This window comes from Teichococcus deserti, assembly GCF_001982615.1.
In the GTDB taxonomy this organism is placed as follows: Bacteria; Pseudomonadota; Alphaproteobacteria; order Acetobacterales; family Acetobacteraceae; genus Pseudoroseomonas; species Pseudoroseomonas deserti.
Genome location: NZ_MLCO01000064.1, coordinates 1 through 18,020, shown reverse-complemented (window position 1 = coordinate 18,020; position 18,020 = coordinate 1). Strand labels below are relative to the sequence as shown.

Annotated in this window: 16 protein-coding genes; 11 read left to right on the top strand and 5 right to left on the bottom strand. The window is 70.9% G+C overall.

What is annotated here, in order from left to right; translation table 11 throughout:
- The 5 genes from BKE38_RS08280 to BKE38_RS08260 form a co-directional block, all read left to right on the top strand.
- The coding region (locus tag BKE38_RS08280; RefSeq protein ID WP_242662287.1) for a methyl-accepting chemotaxis protein at positions 1-463 on the top strand (463 nt) is incomplete at its 5' end.
- Between the two features lie 115 nt (positions 464-578).
- Positions 579-1,586 (top strand): LacI family DNA-binding transcriptional regulator, encoded by a 1,008-nt coding sequence (locus BKE38_RS08275; protein WP_076956852.1) that lies wholly within the window; start codon positions 579-581, stop codon positions 1,584-1,586.
- Between the two features lie 50 nt (positions 1,587-1,636).
- Positions 1,637-2,773, top strand: a complete 1,137-nt coding sequence (locus BKE38_RS08270; protein WP_076956851.1) for an acyl-CoA dehydrogenase family protein — start codon at positions 1,637-1,639, stop codon at positions 2,771-2,773.
- A complete protein-coding gene (locus tag BKE38_RS08265; RefSeq protein WP_076956850.1) occupies positions 2,770-3,531 on the top strand; it encodes a 3-ketoacyl-ACP reductase in 762 nt (253 codons plus the stop codon). The genes BKE38_RS08270 and BKE38_RS08265 overlap by 4 nt, the downstream gene beginning before the upstream one ends.
- Positions 3,531-3,983 carry a MaoC family dehydratase gene (locus tag BKE38_RS08260; protein ID WP_076956849.1) on the top strand — a complete coding sequence of 151 codons (453 nt, stop codon included), beginning with the start codon at positions 3,531-3,533 and terminating at the stop codon, positions 3,981-3,983. The genes BKE38_RS08265 and BKE38_RS08260 overlap by 1 nt, the downstream gene beginning before the upstream one ends.
- Here the strand turns inward: BKE38_RS08260 and BKE38_RS08255 are convergent.
- Positions 3,980-4,783 (bottom strand): shikimate dehydrogenase family protein, encoded by an 804-nt coding sequence (locus tag BKE38_RS08255; protein WP_076956848.1) that lies wholly within the window; start codon positions 4,781-4,783, stop codon positions 3,980-3,982. The genes BKE38_RS08260 and BKE38_RS08255 overlap by 4 nt on opposite strands.
- Positions 4,780-5,805 (bottom strand): Gfo/Idh/MocA family protein, encoded by a 1,026-nt coding sequence (locus BKE38_RS08250; protein ID WP_242662285.1) that lies wholly within the window; start codon positions 5,803-5,805, stop codon positions 4,780-4,782. The genes BKE38_RS08255 and BKE38_RS08250 overlap by 4 nt, the downstream gene beginning before the upstream one ends.
- Positions 5,806-5,885: 80 nt before the next feature.
- On the opposite strand from BKE38_RS08250, the gene BKE38_RS08245 reads away from it, so the two are divergent.
- Positions 5,886-7,499, top strand: coding sequence for an ABC transporter substrate-binding protein (locus BKE38_RS08245; protein WP_076956846.1), 1,614 nt, complete (start codon positions 5,886-5,888; stop codon positions 7,497-7,499).
- A gap of 39 nt (positions 7,500-7,538) precedes the next feature.
- Here the strand turns inward: BKE38_RS08245 and BKE38_RS08240 are convergent, their stop codons facing one another.
- Positions 7,539-8,306, bottom strand: coding sequence for an enoyl-CoA hydratase/isomerase family protein (locus tag BKE38_RS08240; RefSeq protein ID WP_076956845.1), 768 nt, complete (start codon positions 8,304-8,306; stop codon positions 7,539-7,541).
- Between the two features lie 143 nt (positions 8,307-8,449).
- On the opposite strand from BKE38_RS08240, the gene BKE38_RS08235 reads away from it, so the two are divergent.
- Genes BKE38_RS08235 through BKE38_RS08215 form a run of 5 tightly spaced genes read left to right on the top strand, consistent with a single transcriptional unit; the run spans position 8,450 to position 14,358 of the window.
- On the top strand, positions 8,450-9,460 hold the full coding sequence (locus BKE38_RS08235) for an ABC transporter permease (RefSeq protein WP_076956844.1): 1,011 nt from the start codon (positions 8,450-8,452) through the stop codon (positions 9,458-9,460).
- Positions 9,457-10,323, top strand: coding sequence for an ABC transporter permease (locus BKE38_RS08230; RefSeq protein WP_083747384.1), 867 nt, complete (start codon positions 9,457-9,459; stop codon positions 10,321-10,323). The genes BKE38_RS08235 and BKE38_RS08230 overlap by 4 nt, the downstream gene beginning before the upstream one ends.
- Before the next feature lie 5 nt (positions 10,324-10,328).
- The gene (locus tag BKE38_RS33160) at positions 10,329-12,380 is read left to right on the top strand and encodes a dipeptide ABC transporter ATP-binding protein (RefSeq protein ID WP_076956843.1); all 2,052 of its coding nucleotides are present in this window, start codon (positions 10,329-10,331) and stop codon (positions 12,378-12,380) included.
- Positions 12,377-13,930, top strand: coding sequence for an acyl CoA:acetate/3-ketoacid CoA transferase (locus tag BKE38_RS08220; RefSeq protein WP_076956842.1), 1,554 nt, complete (start codon positions 12,377-12,379; stop codon positions 13,928-13,930). Before BKE38_RS33160 ends, BKE38_RS08220 begins: the two co-directional genes overlap by 4 nt.
- A complete protein-coding gene (locus BKE38_RS08215) occupies positions 13,927-14,358 on the top strand; it encodes a MaoC family dehydratase (RefSeq protein ID WP_076956841.1) in 432 nt (143 codons plus the stop codon). The genes BKE38_RS08220 and BKE38_RS08215 overlap by 4 nt, the downstream gene beginning before the upstream one ends.
- Before the next feature lie 16 nt (positions 14,359-14,374).
- On the opposite strand, the gene BKE38_RS08210 is transcribed toward BKE38_RS08215, so the two are convergent.
- The gene (locus BKE38_RS08210) at positions 14,375-16,870 is read right to left on the bottom strand and encodes a sensor domain-containing protein (RefSeq protein ID WP_131829518.1); all 2,496 of its coding nucleotides are present in this window, start codon (positions 16,868-16,870) and stop codon (positions 14,375-14,377) included.
- 176 nt (positions 16,871-17,046) lie between these two features.
- On the bottom strand, positions 17,047-17,913 hold the full coding sequence (locus BKE38_RS08205) for a 3'-5' exonuclease (protein WP_474104345.1): 867 nt from the start codon (positions 17,911-17,913) through the stop codon (positions 17,047-17,049).
- Positions 17,914-18,020 lie beyond the last annotated feature (107 nt).

Here is an 18,020-nt window from a genome sequence, read left to right as displayed (position 1 = left end):
TCTGCTGGCCCTGAACGCCACCATCGAGGCCGCCCGCGCGGGCGAGGCCGGCAAGGGCTTCGCCGTGGTGGCGAGCGAGGTGAAGAACCTGGCCAACCAGACGAGCAAGGCCACCGAGGAGATCGGCGCGCAGATCGGGGCCATCCAGCAGGCGACGCAGCAGGCGGTGGTGGCGATCGGCGCGATTGCCGGCACGATCGACGAGGTGAGCCGCATCACGGTCGCCATCGCCGCCGCGGTGGAGGAGCAGAGCGCCGCGACCTCGGAGATCGCGCGCACGGTGCAGGAGACCGCGCAGGCGACCGGCGTGGTGACGCAGAGCATTTCCTCGGTCAGCGCCGGCGCCAGCAGCACCGGTGCGGCCGCGACGCAGGTGCTGGCTGCCGCGAGCGATCTGTCGCGCCAGAGCGAGCAGCTGACCGGCGCGGTGGACAGCTTCGTCACCGAGGTGCGCGCCGCGTAGTGTCTGCCTGCGGCAGCACGGACAGAAAAAAGATGGGGGTCCAGGGGGAATTCATTCCCCCTGGCCTTGGCATGCCTGTGACGGCTTGACGGTCGAATTGGAACGTTCCACTCTGATGAAGATGCAGCGGATCAGGATCAAGGACGTCGCCCGCGAGGCGGGGGTGGCGCTGTCCACCGCGGCGCTGGCGCTGCGTGACGACAGCAAGCTGCGCGAGGAGACCCGGCGCGTGGTGCGCGAGGCCGCCGCACGCCTTGGTTACGTCTATGACCGGTCGGCCGCGATGATGCGGTCGGGCAGGTCGCACACGATCGGGCTGCTGGTCTGCGAGATCACCAATCCCTTCTATGCCGAGCTGACCGCCGGCGTGGAGGAGGCGCTGGACCAGGCCGGCTATGTGACGATGCTGGCCAACACGGCGGAATCGGCCGAGCGGCAGCGCCGCATGCTGGAGCGGTTCCGCGAGCAGCCGGTGGATGGCGTGCTGATCATGCCGGCGACCGGCACGCCGGCCTCGCTGTCGGAGGAGCTGCGGGCCTGGCAGCTGCCGCATGCGACGGTGGTGCGCAGCTTCCGCCGCGGCGCGCATGCCGGGCCCGACAACCGCGCCGGCACGCGGCTGGCGACGGAGCATCTGCTGGCGCTCGGCCATCGCCGGATTGCCTTCCTGGGCGGTGCGGCGAAGAACTCGGTCAGCACCGGACGCTGGGAAGGCTATGCGCGGGCCATGGCGCGGGCTGGGCTGACGCCGGAGCACCTGCCCTGCCGCACCGATATCGGCGAGGCCTCGGTGGTGGCGGAAGCGCTGACGGCGAAGGGGCCGACGGCGCTTGTCTGCTTCAACGATTCCGTCGCCTTCGGCGCCGGCATGGGGCTGCAGCGCGGCGGGCGGATGCCGGGGCGCGACGTGGCGCTGGTCGGCTTCGACGATGTGCGCGAGGCGGCGCATTGGTATCCGCCGCTGACCACCATCCGCGTCGCGCCGCATGTCATCGGCCAGGCGGCGGCGCGGGTGCTGCTGCACCGCATCACCGATCCGGCGGCCGAGCCGCTGCGCGAGATCCTGCCACCCGCCTTGGTGATCCGCGAATCCTGCGGCGCACAGCAGCGGAGGGCCGCCTAGACTTCTGTCCGCGTGACGACAAGGGAGGAAAGACGGTGCCAGACACCGCGATGCCCAAGGGCGCCAGCGAATGGCATGGCGCGCTGCGCGATGCCGCGCGCCGCTTCGCCGAGGAGGAGGTGGCGCCGCTCGCCGCCGAGCTGGACGAGAGCGAGCGCTATCCGGCCGAGCTGTATCAGCGGCTGGCGGAGGCCGGACTGTTCGGCATCTGCGTGCCGGAGGCGCTGGGCGGCGCCGGCGCCGATGTGCTGTCCTATGCGCTGGTGATGGAGGAGCTCGGCCGCGGCTATGCTTCCGTCGCCGACCAGGTCGGGCTGGTCGAGCTGCTGGGCACGCTGCTGACCGAGCATGGCACGGCGCTTCAGCAGGATCGCTACCTGCGGCCGCTGCTGAAGGCCGAGCGGCGCTGCGCCTATGCGCTGACCGAGGCCGAGGCGGGTTCCGACCTGGCGGGGCTGAAGACGCGCGCCGTTCGCGACGGCGAGGGCTGGGTGCTGGATGGCGCCAAGCTGTGGATCCACAACGCACCGATCGCCGATTTCGCCGCCGTGCTGGCGCGCACCGACCCGGCGGCGGGCCATCGCGGCATGTCGATCTTCCTGGTGGACCTCGACAGCCCGGGCGTGTCGCGCGACCGCAAGGAGCACAAGATGGGGCAGCGCGCCTCGCCGGTGGGCGGGTTGCGCTTCGACGGGGTGCGGCTGCCGGCCGATGCGATGCTGGGGCAAGAAGGGCGCGGCTTCCACATGATGATGTCGGTGCTGGACAAAGGCCGCATCGGCATCGCGGCGCTGGCGCTGGGCATCCTGCAGGCGGCACTGGAAGACAGCATCGACTACGCGAAGCAGCGAAAGCAGTTCGGCCAGGCCATCGCCGAATTCCAGGCGGTGCAATGGATGATCGCCGACATGGCCAAGGACGCGCATGCGGCGCGGCTGATGGTGCATCACGCGGCGCAGATTCTCGACAATGGCGCGCGGGCGACGCTGGAGGCCAGCATGGCCAAGTGCTTCGCCTCGGATGCGGCGGTCGCGCGCACGGCGGATGCGGTGCAGATCCATGGCGGCTCCGGCTATATCCGCGGGGTGCGGGTGGAGCGGCTGTTCCGCGACGCCAAGATCACGCAGATCTACGAGGGCACCAACCAGATCCAGCGCATGATCATGGCGCGGAGCCTGCTGGCATGAGCGCGCGTCCCCTGGCGCTGGTCACCGGCGGCCGCCGCGGCATCGGCCGTGCCGCCTGCCAGGCGCTGGCTGCGCGCGGCTTCGACATCCTCTGCGCCGATATCGACGAGGAGGGTGCCGCCGAGACCGGCGCGCTGGTGCAGGCGGAGGGCGCGTCCTTCGCATTCCGCCGCTTCGACCTGGCCGAGCTGGGCAGCCACGCGGCGCTGGTCGCGGCGGCGAGCGCGGAGGGGCGTCTCGCCTGCCTGGTCAACAATGCCGGCGTCGGCGCCTTGCGGCGCGGCGACCTGCTGGATGTCTCCGTCGAATCCTGGGACCGGGCGCAGGGCATCAATGCGCGCGGCAGCTTCTTCCTGACCCAGGCCGTGGCGAAGGCGATGATTGCCTCGCCCGCAAGCGGCCCGCGCAGCATCGTCTTCGTCTCCTCGGCGAATGCGGTGCTGGCCTCGCCGGATCGGGGCGAATACTGCGCCTCCAAGGCGGCGGTCTCGATGATCGCCAAGGTCTTCGCCGTGCGGCTGGCGGAAGAGGGCATCGCGGTGCATGAGATCCGCCCCGGCGTCATCCGCACCGAGATGACCGCGCCGGTCGCCGCCCGCTACGAGCAGCGCATCGCCGGCGGGCTGTCGCCGATGCGCCGCTGGGGCGAGGCCAGCGATATCGGCCGCACCATCGCCATGCTGGCCGCCGGCGACCTGCCCTTCAGCACCGGCGACGCGCTGCATGTCGATGGCGGGCTGCATCTGGGGAGGCTGTGATGACCGACAACCGGCTGCATTTCGACGATATCGCCCCCGGCCTGTCCTGGCAGACCGGCGGCATCCAGGTCACCGAGGCCCATATCCTGGCCTTTGCCGGCCTGTCCGGCGACTTCTTCGAGATCCACATGGATGACCGCTATGCACAGTCGCTCGGCTATCCCGGTCGGGTGGCGCATGGGATCCTGGGGCTGGCGCTGGCGGATGGGCTGAAGAACCGGGCGCAGACGCAGCTCGCCGCCATCGTCTCGCTCGGCTGGCGCTGGCGCTTCACCGGAGCGATCCTGATCGGCGACCGGCTGCAGGCGACGGTCCGGGTTGCCGCCTGCCGCCCGACGCGGCATGCGGATCGCGGTATCGTCACGCTGGATTTCTCTCTGTTCAACCAGAAGGACGAGGTCGTCCAGCAGGGCGAGAACGACCTCATGGTGCATCGGCGGGTGGCGGCCTAGCTTTCCCAGCCCTCGATGCCGAGCCAGGCCGCGGCCAGCCGCGCCTGGCCTTCATGCATGGCGCGGCCGGTGACCGTCGGGCAGCCCAGCGCGCGGGCGGCGGCGATCAGCGGCGTCACCTCGGGATTGGGGATGACATCGGCCACGACCTGATCCCGCGAGAGCAGCGTCGGATCAAGCGGCATCGGGTCGCCGTCACGCAACCCCATCGGCGTCGCGTTGACGATGATGTCGTGGCCAGCGATCCCGGCGCCTTCATGGCTGCAGGACAGCTGCGGGACGTGCCGGCGCAGCTGCGCGGCCAGCGACGCGGCCCGGCCCGGCGCCGCATCCTGCAGCGACAGATGCGCGGTGCCGGCCCGCGCCAGCGCGAAGGCGATGGCCCGCCCCGCCGCGCCGCAGCCGATCTGCAGGATCTTCTTTCCGTGCGGCGCATGGCCGGCGCGCTCCAGCCCGTCCCGGAAACCTTCGCCGTCGAACATCTCGCCTTCGAAGCCGCCCTCCGCGCGGCGGCGCACGGTGTTCACCGTGCCGGTCAGCCGCGCCGTAGGCCCCAGCGCCTGCAGCAGCGGCACCACCGCTTCCTTGTGCGGCATGGTGACGACCAGCCCGTCCAGATTCTCGATTGCCGCCAGGCCCGGCCAGGATTCTTCGAGGCGGCCGGCGAGGATCTGCATCGGCAGGAAGGCCGCATCGCGCCCGAGGCGCGCGAAGGCGGCATTGAACAGCGCAGGCGAGCGCAGCGGCGCGACCGGGTCGCCGACGATGGCGAAAAGCCGGGTGGTGCCGGTGATGCTCATGCACGGGTCTCCGCATCCACCAGAAGGTCCTCGATCAATCGCTGCACCAGCAGGGCCGAGCGCGCATCGTTCGACGGTGCGCGATCCTGCTCGATGGCGTCGATCATCTCGGTCAGCACCGCGCGGTGCGGGCGATAGTCGAAGGCCATGGGATCGGCGCCGCCGCCGCCGGCCAGGTCCTCGCCCAGCCGCTCGACCTCGCCGCCGCGATGCAGCACCAGGCGGCTGGCCTCCAGCACCGCCGATCCTTCGGTGCCGGCGATCTCGATGCGCTCCGGATAGCCCGGCCGCGCCACGGTGGTGGCGTCGACCACGCCCAGCGCGCCATTCTCGAAGCGCAGGGCGGCAGCGACGATGTCCTCGGTGTCGATGGCGCGCAGCGGCGAGGTGGCGGCAAATCCGGCCACGCTCCGATGCGGCCCCGCCAGGTGCAGCAGCAGGTCGAGCGAATGGATCGCTTGGGTCAGCAGCACGCCGCCGCCATCGCGTGCCCTTGTCCCGCGCCCGGCCTCGGCGAAGTAGGACGAATCGCGCCACCAGCGGATGCTGGCGCTGGCCGACAGCAGCCTTCCCAATACCCCCGATTCGATCGCCTGGCGCAAGCGGAGCGCGCCGGGGCGAAAGCGGTGCTGCAGGCAGACGCCGCAGCGCACTCCGGCGGCCTCGGCGAGGGCGGCCAGCGCCTCGCCGCGCGCGGCGCTGATCTCCAGCGGCTTCTCCACCAGCAGGTGACGACGGGTGGCGGCCACCACCTCTGCAACCGCAAGATGCGTGCCCGGCGGCGTGAGGATCAGCACCAGCCCGAGCTCCGGCTGGTCCAGAAGCGCCTCCTGCCGGTTGAAGACCGGCGCGCCCCATTGCGCGGCGAAACAGGCGCGCCGCTCGGCCGAGGGCGAGAAGCCGCCGACCAGCCGGATCCGTCCCGATTTCTGCAGATCGCGCACGGCGCGCATATGCGGCTTCACCGCCATGCCGAGCCCGATCAGGCCGACGCCGATCGGCATGGCCACTCCCTCCCCCATCTTCCGGATCCGTTCCCCTCACGGAAAATTGGAACGTTCCGATCTTCCTGCTATCATCCGCGGCGTTGGAGGAAATGTCCATGAACATCATCAGTCTTCGCCGGCGCGAGCTGGCGCAGTTGCTTGGCCTCGGCGCCGCCTCCCTGCCCTTCCTGACGCCACGCATGGCGCAGGCGCAATCGCGGCGCGAAACCCTGGTGATCGGCCTCGACACCAGCGACACCATCACCTTCGATCCGGCCCGCCAGGCGCAGTACACGCCGCCGATGACGCTGGCCGCCTGCTACGACACGCTGATGACCTTCGAGGCTGGCGACTACGTCAATCCGAAGCCGGCGCTGGCGACCGCCTGGGCGCGCACGCCGGACGGCAAGGGCTGGCGCTTCACCCTGCGGCAGGGCGTCAAGTTCGCCAGCGGCGCCACCATGACGGCCGAGGACGTCAAGTTCAGCTTCGACCGCCTGATCGGGCTGAAGGAGCAGACCCAGGTCTATATCAAGGCCGTCGACCGGGTCGAGATCGTCGACGCCAACACCGTCGACTTCGTCCTGAACGCGCCCAATGCGCCGATCCTGCCGATCCTCTGCAACCCCGCCTGCGCGGTGATGGAGAAGGCGGTGCTGGTGAAGAACGGCGCGGTCGCCGGGCCGGAGGCGCGCGACCAGGACAAGGCCACCGACTGGCTGAACGGCAACAGCGCCGGCACCGGCGCCTTCCGCCTGGTGCGCTGGGAACGCAACGCGCAGATCATGCTGCAGCGCAACCCGAACCATTGGCGCGGCCAGAGCGACTTCGAGCGCGTGGTGATCCGGCATCTGTCGGACAGCGCCGCGCAGCTGCTGGCGGTGCGGCGCGGCGACGTGCATGCCGCCTTCAACCTGATCCCCGAGCATATCGCGGCGCTGCAGGGTGACGCCAATGTCACCATCGACAAGCTGCCCAGCCTCGACCACGTCTATATGGCGCTGACGCAGAATCCGGGGGCGAATCCGGCGCTGGCGAAGAAGGAGGCGCGGCATGCCATCGGCCTCGCCATCGACTACGACGGCATCCTGAAGAACCTGCTGGGCGGTGCCGCGACGCGGGCGGCCCACTTCCTGCCGATCGGCGTCGTCGGCAGCACCGAGGAGGTGGCGAAGCAGGTCGGCTTCCACCAGGACCTCGACAAGGCGCGCGCGCTGCTGCAGCAGGCGGGCCTGGCCGACGGCTTCGAGATGGAGATCGCCTATGGCAACGCTGCCGTGGCCGGCGTGTCCTACCAGGTGCTGGCGCAGAAGATCCAGTCCGACCTGGCGCGGGTGAAGATCCGCGTCCGGCTCAACCCGATGGACCAGGTCAATCTGCGCACCGTCTACACCACCGGCAAGATGCAGGGCGGGCTGCTGACCTTCTGGAACCCGCCGGCCGTGTCCAACGATCTCTGGGCCTCGGCGGTGGTCGAGCGCGTCGCCAAGCGTGTCGGCTGGGAGGTGCCGCCGGAGATGACGGCGCTGGTCAAGCAGGCGTCCGAATCGCAGGATATGGGCGAGGCGGCGAAGCTCTGGATCGAGTGGCAGAAGAAGGTGGTGGACCAGGCCAACCACTTCATCCTGTTCCAGCCGACCTACCAGGTCGGCGTGCGCAAGAGCATCAAGACGTTTCCGCTCACGGCCGCCGGCTGGCAGCTCGACATGGGGAAGGTCACGCTGGCTTGACGTGAAGCGCCCGGAGCGCAGCGCGCTCCGGGCGACCCTTCACCGCGCGAATTCGGCCGGCCGCTTCTCGTTGAAGGCGCGGATGCCCTCGAGGTGGTCGCCGGCGCTGAAGCACAGCACGTTCATCTCGTTCTCATAGGCAATGCCGGCGCTCAGCGAGGATTCCATCGCCGCCCGCAGCGCCGCCTTCACCGACTGCACCGCGACCGGGCTGAAGCCGGCCAGCTTCGCGGCCACCACGCGCGCGCGTGGCAACAGCGCTTCCGGCGCCACCACCTCATGGACCAGGCCGAGCCGCAGCGCCTCCTCCGCCTCGATCGGCTCGGCCAGCATCAGCAGCCGCGTCGCCGCCGCATGGCCGATCAGCCGCGGCAGCAGCTGCGAGGCGCCGCCGCCGCCCACCCAGCCGCGCTGCACCTCGGGAAAGCCGATGCGCGTGCCGGTGGCGGCGATGCGGTAGTCGGCGCCCAGCGCCATCTCGGCGCCGCCGCCCAGCGTCCAGCCCTGCAGCGCCGCCACCACCGGCTTGCGGAGGCCGCGCAGCGCCGCCGCATATTCCACGCGGTTGCGGAAATGCCAGGCGGAAGCATAGGCGGCCAGGGAATTGAGGTCGCTGCCGGAGCAGAAGGCGCGCTCGCCGGCGCCGCGGATCAGCACGGCGCGGGCGCGGTCATCGGCATCGATGGCGCGGGCATGGGTGGCGAGCTGCGCCGCCATCTCCGGCGTCATGGCATTGTGCTTCGCAGCACGGTCCAGCAGCAGCTCGGCGACGCCGTTCTCGACGTCCAGCCGCACTTCGCCCTGCATGGCATTCCCCTCCCCCAGCTTTTGGGCGGATTATAACGTTCCAATTTTTCACCCGCCAAGCCCAGAAAGAGGGTTGATCGCCGGCCCCCGATCGGCAAGGCTCGACCTCAAGCAAGCAATGTTTCCGGGGAGGGTTGCGGCCGATGTCTCGCTACATCGTCCAGCGGCTGGTGACCGCCGTGATGATGGCGATCCTGGCCAGCGCAGTGATTTTCCTGATCGCCAACTTCGTCCCCGGCGATCCGGTGCTGGCGCAGCTCGGCGACATCGCCGCCAGCGACCCGGCGACGGTGGCGCGCTGGCGCGCCAAATGGGGTCTCGACCTGCCGCTCTGGGAACGCTACGGCATCTTCCTCAGCGGCCTGGTGCAGGGCGATCTGGGCACCTCCATCGCGACGCGCCGGCCGGTGCTGGACGACATCTTCCAGTATGCGCCGGCGACGATCGAGCTGGCCACGGTCGCCTTCCTGCTCTCCCTCGTCATCGGCATCCCGCTCGGCATCGCCGCCGCCGTCTGGCGCGACGGCTGGGTCGACAGCGTGGCCCGCGTCGTCTCGCTGCTCGGCGTCTCGGCGCCGACCTTCTGGCTCGCCTTCATCATGCTCGCCATCTTCTATGGCGGGCTGGGCTGGGCGCCGGGGCCCGGGCGGCTCGACCCCATCGCCTTTCCGCCCGAGGGGCCCACGGGGCTTTTCCTGCTGGACAGCGTCATGGCCGGCGACTGGGAGACCTTCGGCGACACGGTCGCGCATCTGGTGCTGCCCTCGATCGTGCTGGCGGCGGCGACCATCGGGCTGATCACCCGCACCACCCGCGCCGCCATGCTGGACAGCCTGCAGCAGGACTATATCCGTGTCTCGCGGGCCAAGGGCATGCGGGAGCGCACCACCATCCTCGGCCATGCGCTGCCCAACGCGCTGGTGCCGGTGGTGACGCTGGGCGGCCTGGCCTATGCGAACCTGCTGGCAGGGGCTGTGATGACCGAGACCGTCTTCTCCTGGCCGGGGCTCGGCCGCTACACCTTCCGCTCCGCCGCCGCGCTGGACTTCCCGGCGATCGTCGGCATCACGCTGGTGGTCTCCGTCACCTTCCTGCTGGTCAACCTGGCGGTCGATCTGTCCTATGCCCTGCTCGACCCGCGGGTGCGGCGGTGAGCGCGACCACCGCCACCTCCCTGCCCCGCGCCACGCCGCGCTGGCGCCGCCGGCTGCGCCGCTACGGCCCCGCCTGGTTCGGCGGCGGCATCGTGCTGGCCTGGATCCTGATCGCGCTGCTGGCGCCCTGGATCTCGCCCTACCAGCCGAATGCCGTCGATGTCACCGCGCGGCTGCAGCCGCCTTCGGCCACGCACTGGATGGGCACCGACACGCTGGGGCGCGACGTCTTCTCCCGCCTGCTGCATGGCGCGCGGCTGTCGCTGGCGGCGGGCTTCTCCGTCGTCATCCTGGGGGCGCTGATCGGCACCGCCATCGGCACGATCGCCGCCTGGGCGCGCGGCTGGTGGGACGAGGGGCTGATGCGGCTGACCGACCTGGTGCTCTGCTTCCCGCCGATCATCCTGGCGCTGGCCATCGCCGCCGCGCTCGGCATCGGGCCGCTGAACACCGTGCTCGCCATGCTGGTCGTCTGGTGGCCGAAATTCGCCCGCCTCGGCCGCGCGCTGGCGCTCGTCCAGCGCAGCCAGGAATATGTCGAGGCCGCGACGGTGCTCGGGCTGAAGCCGCGCCGCATCCTGCTGCGCCACATCATGCCGAACACGCTGGGGCCGCTCGCCGTGCTGATCACCCTCGACCTCGGCAATGCCATCCTGACCTTTGCCGGTCTTTCCTTCCTCGGCCTCGGCGTCATCCCGCCGATGGCGGAATGGGGCTCGATGGTCGCAGAGGGAAGAGAACTGGTTGAGCAATGGTGGGTCGCGGCCTTCCCCGGCCTCGCCATCCTGACCGTCGTCGTCGGCTTCAACTTCTGCGGCGACGGGCTGCGCGACTGGCTCGATCCCAAGGGGCGGACGCAGTGAACCACATGGCAGCTCCGCAGGCCGCGACCCCGCAGACGACAGTGCCGGTCCTCGAGGTTGAAGACCTGCGCACGGTCTTCCTGACCGATGCCGGGCCGGTGCATGCGGTGGATGGGGTTTCCTTCAGTCTCGGCCCGGGCGAGACGCTCGGCATCGTCGGCGAAAGCGGCTCGGGCAAGAGCGTCACCGCGCTGTCGCTGCTGCGGCTGCTGCAGGAGCCGGCGCGCATCGTCGGCGGCTCGATCCGCTTCCAGGGGCGCGAGGTGCTGGCCATGTCGCCGCGCGAATTGCGCGACTGGCGCGGCGACCGCGCGGCCATGGTCTTCCAGGACCCGATGACCGGGCTCAATCCGGTCAAGCGCATCCTCGGCCAGGTCACCGAGCATATCGTCAGCCACGGCAGGATGCCGCCGAAGCCGGCGCGCCGCCGCGGCATCGAGCTGCTGCGCCGCATGGGCGTCGCGGCGCCGGAGCGCGCCGCCGCCGCCTTCCCGCATGAATTCTCCGGCGGCATGCGGCAGCGCGTGATGATGGCCATCGGCCTGGCCAACGATCCGGCGCTGCTGATCGCCGACGAGCCGACCACGGCGCTCGACGTCACCATCCAGGCGCAGATCCTCGACCTGCTGCGCGGGCTGAACCAGGAATTCGGCACGGCCATCGTGCTGATCAGCCACGACCTCGGCGTCATCGGCAGCGTCTGCCGGCGCGTGGCCGTCATGTATGCCGGCGAGGTGGTCGAGGAGGCGCCGACCGCGGACGTCCTGGAGGATCCGCGCCATCCCTATGCCTGGGCGCTGGTCAATGCCGTGCCCCGGCTGGAGGCGCCGGCGGGCGCGCGCCTGACGGCCATCGAGGGCACGCCGCCCGATCCGCTGAACCCCCTGCCCGGCTGCCGCTTCGCGCCGCGCTGTCCCTTCCGCATCGCCCGCTGCGATACCGAGCACCCGCCGCTGATGGAGGTGGCGCCGGGCCGCCGCGCCCGCTGCTGGGTCACCGCCGATGGCCGCAGCCTGCCGCGCCCGACGGTGCCCGCCACCGCCGAGCGCCGCGCGCCGGCGACCGGGGAGGCGCCGCTGCTGCAGGCCACCGGGCTGGAGAAGAAATTCGTCCTGCCGCGCAAGAGCCTCTTCGCGCAGCCGGCCATGGTGCATGCGGTCAACGGCGTCGACCTGGTGCTGCGGCGGGGTGAGAGCCTGGGCGTCGTCGGCGAGAGCGGCTGCGGCAAGTCGACGCTGGCGCGGCTGCTGACACGGCTGCATGCGCCGACCGCCGGCCGCATCACCTTCGAGGGGCAGGACATCACCACGGCGACGCCGGCCGCGCTGCGCAGCCTGCGGCCGCGGCTGCAGATGGTGTTCCAGGACCCCTATGCCTCGCTGAACCCGCGCATGACGGTGGGGCAGATCCTGGCGGAGCCGCTGCTGGCGCATCGCCGTGCGCCGTCGCGCGCCGCGGCGGCGGAACGTGTCGCCTCGCTGCTGGACACCGTGGGCCTGAAGCCGGCCTTCGCAACGCGCTTCCCGCATGAGTTTTCCGGCGGGCAGCGGCAGCGCATTTCCATTGCCCGGGCGCTGGCGCTGGAGCCGGCGGTGGTGGTGGCGGACGAGCCGGTCTCGGCGCTCGACGTCAATGTCCAGGCGCAGGTGCTGAACCTGATGCTGTCGCTGCGCGAACGGCTGGGCCTGTCCTATCTGTTCATCGCGCATGATCTCGCGGTGGTGCGCGCCTTCTGCGACCGCGTCGCCGTGATGTATCTCGGCCGCATCGTCGAGGAAGGCCCGGCCGACGAGGTTATCACCCGCCCGCTGCACCCCTATACCGTGGCGCTGACCAGCGCGATCCCGGAGCCGGGGCGGCAGCGCGTGCTGCTCGGCGGCGAGCCGCCCAGCACGCTGCGCCTGCCGCAGGGCTGCGCGTTCCGCGCCCGCTGCCCGGTCGCGCAGGATGTCTGCGCGACCTTGCCGCCGCTGGCCGAGGTGGCGCCGGGCCACCGCCTGGCCTGCCATTTCCCCGGGGCGCTGGCGCCCCTTCCCCGACAGGAGCGCTTGCCATGAGGCGCATGACGGCGGCCGAGGCCGCGCAATTGCTGCGGGATGGCGACACCCTGCTGATCGGCGGCTCCGGCGGCGGCCATGCCGTGCCCGACGCGCTGCTCGCCGCGGTCGGCGATCGGTTCCGCGACAGCGGCCATCCGCGCGGCATCACCGCGCTGCATCCGGTGGGGCTCGGCGACGGCAAGACGCGCGGCGCCGGGCATCTGGCGCAGGAAGGGCTGCTGAAGCGCGTGGTCTCCGGCACCTTCGTCAACAGCCCGGCCGTCGCGACGCTCGCGCTGGCGGAGAAGATCGAGGCCTATACCCTGCCGCAGGGATCGCTCTCCCAGCTGATGCGCGAGATGGCGGCCGGCCGCCCCGGCCTGCTGACCCGGATCGGGCTGCACAGCTTCGTCGACCCCAGGCTGCAGGGCGGCCGGCAGAGCAGGGCGGCGACCGAGGACCTGGTCGAGCTGCGCCAGTTCGATGGCGAGGAATTCCTCTTCTACAAGCCCTTCAAGGTGGATGTGGCCTTCGTGCGCGGCTCGGCCGCCGACGAGGACGGCAATATCTCGATGGAGCACGAGGCGGTGACCCTCGAGATGCTCTCCATCGCCCAGGCCGCGCGGCGCGCCGGCGGGCTGGTGGTGGCGCAGGTCAAGCGCATCGTGCCCCGCGGCAGCCTGCATCCGAAGATGGTCAAGGTGCCGGGCATCCTGGTGGATGCGCTGGTGGTCGATCCCGACCAGTGGCAGACCTTCGAAACCGAGGACAGCGCCGCCTATTCCGGCCATCTGCGCGTGGCCCTCGAGGACATCCCTCGCCTGCCGGCCGGGCCGCGGCGCATCGTCGCCCGCCGCGGCGCGCTGGAGCTGTTCGAAGGCGCCATCTGCAACCTCGGCTCCGGCATCTCGACCGGCATCGCCAATGTCGCCGCCGAGGAAGGCGTGCTCCGCCGGGTCTGCCTGACGAACGAACAAGGAAACATCGGCGGCGCGCCGGCCAGCGGCAACGAGGCGGGGGCGGCGCGCTCGCCCGACGCCCAGGTCGACCAGCCCTACCAGTTCGACTTCTACGACGGCGGCGGCCTCGACCTGGCCTTTTTGTCCTTTGCCGAGTTTGATGCCGTGGGCAACGTCAACGTGTCCCGCTTCGGCGGGCGCATCGTCGGGCCGGGCGGCTTCGTCAATATCAGCCAGGGCGCCAAGGCGGTGATCTTCGGCGGCACGCTGACGGCGAACGGATCGCCTAAGGCGGTGCAGAAGGTCGAGCAGGTGACCTTCTCCGGCGCCTTCGCGCGGGAACGCGGCCAGCCGGTGCTCTATGTCACCGAACGCGCCGTCTTCCGCCTCGGCGACCGTGGGCCGGAACTTGTCGAAATTGCGCCTGACGCCGATCTGCAGAAGGACGTCATCGACCAGATGGGTTTTGTTCCCGCCATCTCGCCCAACCTGCGCAAGATGGAAGCGGCGCTCTTCGCCGACGGGCCGATGGGGCTGGAGGCGCGGCTGGGGGCGCCGCGGGCGCGGGCCGCGCTCGACCGTTTCTCGACTCTGGTCGCCGCGGAATGAGCAGCGCGACCGGGCTGGCGCCGGGCGACAGCGTCGAGTTCCGCCGCGCGCTCTCGGCCGCGGACATCATCGCCTTCGCCGGCCTCAGCGGCGACGACGACCCGGTGCATGTCGATGCCGACTTCGCCCGCACCACCGTCTTCGGCCGCTGCATCGCCCATGGCGCGCATGTCATGGCGCTGGTCTCGGCCGCCTCGTCGCTGATGTCGCGCCGGGCGGTCGCCGCCGGCTGCCGCGGCACGCCGGTCTCGGCCGGCTATGACCGCATCCGCTTCACCCATCCGGTCTTCGCCGGCGATTCCCTGACCGTGCGCTACACCATCGACGCCGTCGAGGAGAGCCCGGCCAGGTCGCTGTCGCGCTTCGAGGTCGCCAACCAGGACGGCAAGACCTGCCTGGTCGGCACCCACATCCTGCGCTTCGCCTGAACCGGGCGCGCAGGCGTCAGGCGAGCACCGCCTCGGCCTCGCCGGCGCGGGCGCGGGCATAGTCGTCCATCCACACCGCCAGCTCCGCCGACGGGCAGGGACGGCTGATCAGGAAGCCCTGCAGCTCGGCGCAGCCCTCGGCCTGCAGCATGGCCATCTGCCGCTCCGTCTCGACACCCTCGGCGGTGACCGAGACCTTCAGGCTGTCGCACATGCCGGTCACCGCGCGCACGATCGCCGCCGCCTCCGGCTTGATGCCCAGGTCATGCACGAAGCTGCGGTCGATCTTGATGCGGGTGAAGGGCAGGTTGCGCAGGAAGCTCAGCGAGGAATAGCCGGTGCCGAAATCGTCCAGCGCGATGCGGATGCCGAGGCGCCGCAGCTGCTCCAGGATGGCGGTGGCGCCCACGACATCGTCGATCATCGCCGTCTCGGTGATCTCCAGCTCCAGCCGCTCGGCCGGCAGGCCGCTCTCGGCCAGCGCCAGGGAGACCCGCGCCAGCAGGTCCTCGCGGTGGAACTGCGTGACGCTGAGATTGACCGAGACGGTCAGCGGCTGCACCCAGCCGGCGGCCTCGCGGCAGGCGGCGCGCAGCACCCAGTCGCCGATCTCGGACATCATGCCGATCTCCTCGGCGAAGGGGATGAAGTCGCCGGGCGGCACCCGGCCGCGCTTCGGGCTTTCCCAGCGCAGCAGCGCCTCGCAGCCGGTGATCTGGCCACGGCCGGTATCGACCACCGGCTGGAAATGCAGGGTGAACTCGCCGAGCTCGAGGGCGCGGCGCAGATCCTGCTCCAGGTCGCGGCGCTGCTGCACCACCAGCTCCATGTCGGGCTCATAGGTGCGGTGGCAGGCGCGGCCATGCTCCTTGGCGCGGTACAGCGCGAGATCCGCGTTGCGCAGCAGCAGGTCGGGATCGGTGCCGTGGCGCGGCGCGCAGGCGATGCCGATGCTGACGCCGACCACCACCTGCTGGCCGTTCACCTGCATCGGCCGGCTGATCTCGCGGATCAGCCGCTCGGCCAGGCGGTTGACCTCCTGCACCTTGTCGCAGCCATCCATCAGCACGGCGAATTCGTCACCGCCGAGGCGCGCCACCACGTCGTTCTTGCGCAGCTGCGCGGTGATCCGCTGCGCCACGGTCTGCAGCACGGCATCGCCCACCGGATGGCCCAGCGTGTCGTTGACCGGCTTGAAGCGGTCGAGGTCGAGATAGAGCAGCGCGCAGCGCGCCTGGGCGCCGCCGGCCAGCGCCGCCTCCAGCCGGTCGCGGAAGGTGACGCGGTTGGGCAGCGCGGTCAGCGTGTCGTGATGCGCCAGGTGGACGATGCGGTCCTCGATCTGGCGGCGCTCGGTGATGTCGTCCAGCGTGGTGACCCAGCCGCCGGCCGGCAGCGCGCGGTGGCTGACCGACAGGTAGCGGTCCTGCCGCAGCATCTCCTCGTTCACCGTCTCCCGCGTCGCGGCGAGTGCCGCCAGATGCGCCAGGCGGAGCGCCCGCACCTTGGCCGCGGTCTCCTCGTAGTCGACCGCCGGGTCGGCATGCAGCTCCCACAGCAGGTCGGTCAGCGTGGCGCCCGGGCGGATGGCGGTCTCGGGCAGCTGCAGCAGGCTGCGCATGCGCTCGTTGCTGAGCACCAGCCGCTCCTGCGCGTCGAACAGGCAGAGGCCCTGCGACATATGCGCCAGCGCCAGGTCGAGATTGTCGGAGACTGCCTTCATCCGGTCCGACTGCAGCTTCTGCGCCGTCAGGTCGCGGGTGATCTTGGCATAGCCGACCAGGGTGCCCATTTCGTCGCGGATCGGGTCGATGACGACATGCGCCCAGAAGCGGCTGCCGTCGCGGCGCAGGCGCCAGCCCTCGCCCTCGAACTTGCCGGTGGCCAGCGCCGTCGCCAGCGCCCGCTGCGGCAGGCCGGCGCGGCGGTCGTCCAGCGTGTAGAAGCGGGAGAAATGCTGGCCGACGATCTCCTGCGCGGTATAGCCCTTGGCGCGCTGCGCCCCGGCATTCCAGTTGCTGACGACGCCCTCGGGGTCGAGCAGGTAGATGGCATAGTCGGTGACGCCCTGCACCAGCAGGCGGAACAGCCGCTCCTGCTCGGTGGTGCGGCGGCTGGCCTCGACCTGGGCGGTCAGGTCGCGGGTGATCTTGGCGAAGCCGATCAGCGCCCCCTCCTCGCCGAAGATCGGGTCGATGACGACATGCGCCCAGAAGCGGGTGCCGTCCTGGCGCAGCCGCCAGCCCTCGCCCTCGAACTTGCCCTCGCGCAGGGCGCAGTCCAGCGCGCGCTGCGGCAGGCCGGCGGCGCGGTCGGGCTCGGTGTAGAAGCGGGAGAAATGCTGGCCGACGATTTCCTGCGCGGTATAGCCCTTGGCCCGCTGCGCCCCGGCATTCCAGTTGCTGACCACGCCCGACGGATCGATCAGGTAGATGGCGTAGTCCTTCACCCCCTGCACCATCTGGCGGTACAGCGCGTCGGACCCGCTGTCGGCGAGGGCGGTCTGGCTCACGGTCTGGCTCACTTCGGCGAAGGGCGCAGGCGCGCGCCGGGAGGTGCCCGCTCCGGCCGGCGGCACCCCGGCGAGCGGGCGTCAGCGGCGGGGGGTGGGGTTTCTCTTTTTATACATTGTTCATGGCTTTATGGCCAAATTGCTAATCGATGCGTCACATGTGGTTCCGCCGCCGGTCAGCCGCGCTCGGAGAAGCGGTCCAGCGCGGTCAGCCGCTTCACCGGGACGCGCGGCGTCTGGCCATAGACCTCGGCCTCGAGGAAGGCCTGCTCGGCCTCCAGCGCGGTCTCGTCCAGGTCGATCCACCAGGCGCGCGGCTGGCCGTTGTTGTCGCCGTTCCAGCGGTAGCCGCGTGCCTTCAGCCGGTCCTTCACCTCGAAGGGCGCCCCTTCGGCCCAGAGACGGAAACTCGGGCGCCGCGCCGTCTCCAGCAGCCGGGCCAGAGCGGGGATGCCGGAGGCCGGCAGCGGGCGCGCCAGGATCTCCAGCGTCGCCTGGCAGTCGTGATGGGCGCGGTGGCCCTCGAAGAACAGGCCGAGCTTCATCGCCAGGTAGCCGAGCTTGCTGCCCTCGAAGCCCTCGGCCTTCCAGTCCACCTGGGTCAGCGAGCAGGCCCAGGGCTTGATGGCGAAGATGTCGGAGAACCTCTCGGCGAAGCGGCGGTCGAAGCCGGCATTGTGGGCGATGACCAGCGCCGCCGGCTCGGCGAAGCGGCGCACCTCGGCCGGGTCCAGCACCTGGCCGGCCACCATCGCGTCGGTCAGGCCGGTCAGCCTGGTGATCGCCGGGGGGATCGGCTTCGAGGGCTGGCGCAGCCGGTTGAAGGGCTCCCCCACCGAATAGAGCGTGCCGTCCAGCCCGTAGGTGAAGGGCAGCATGGCGAATTCGATGATCTCGTCCTGGGCCGGGTCGAGGCCGGTGGTCTCGAGGTCCAGCACAATGCCCTGTCGCACCGGGACGCCTTCGGGCGGGGTGACCGGCGCACGGGGAGAGATCCGGCGCAGCACGCGGTAGTCGCCGCTGGCAGCCAGCTGCTCGGCCATGGCCTCCAGCCGGGCGGCATCTGCGGGGTCGCGGGTCAGGGTCTCGGGCTGCATCCCGGATGCATGCCCGGAAGCGGCGCGCAAGGCCAGGGCCGCGGTGCCCCGCC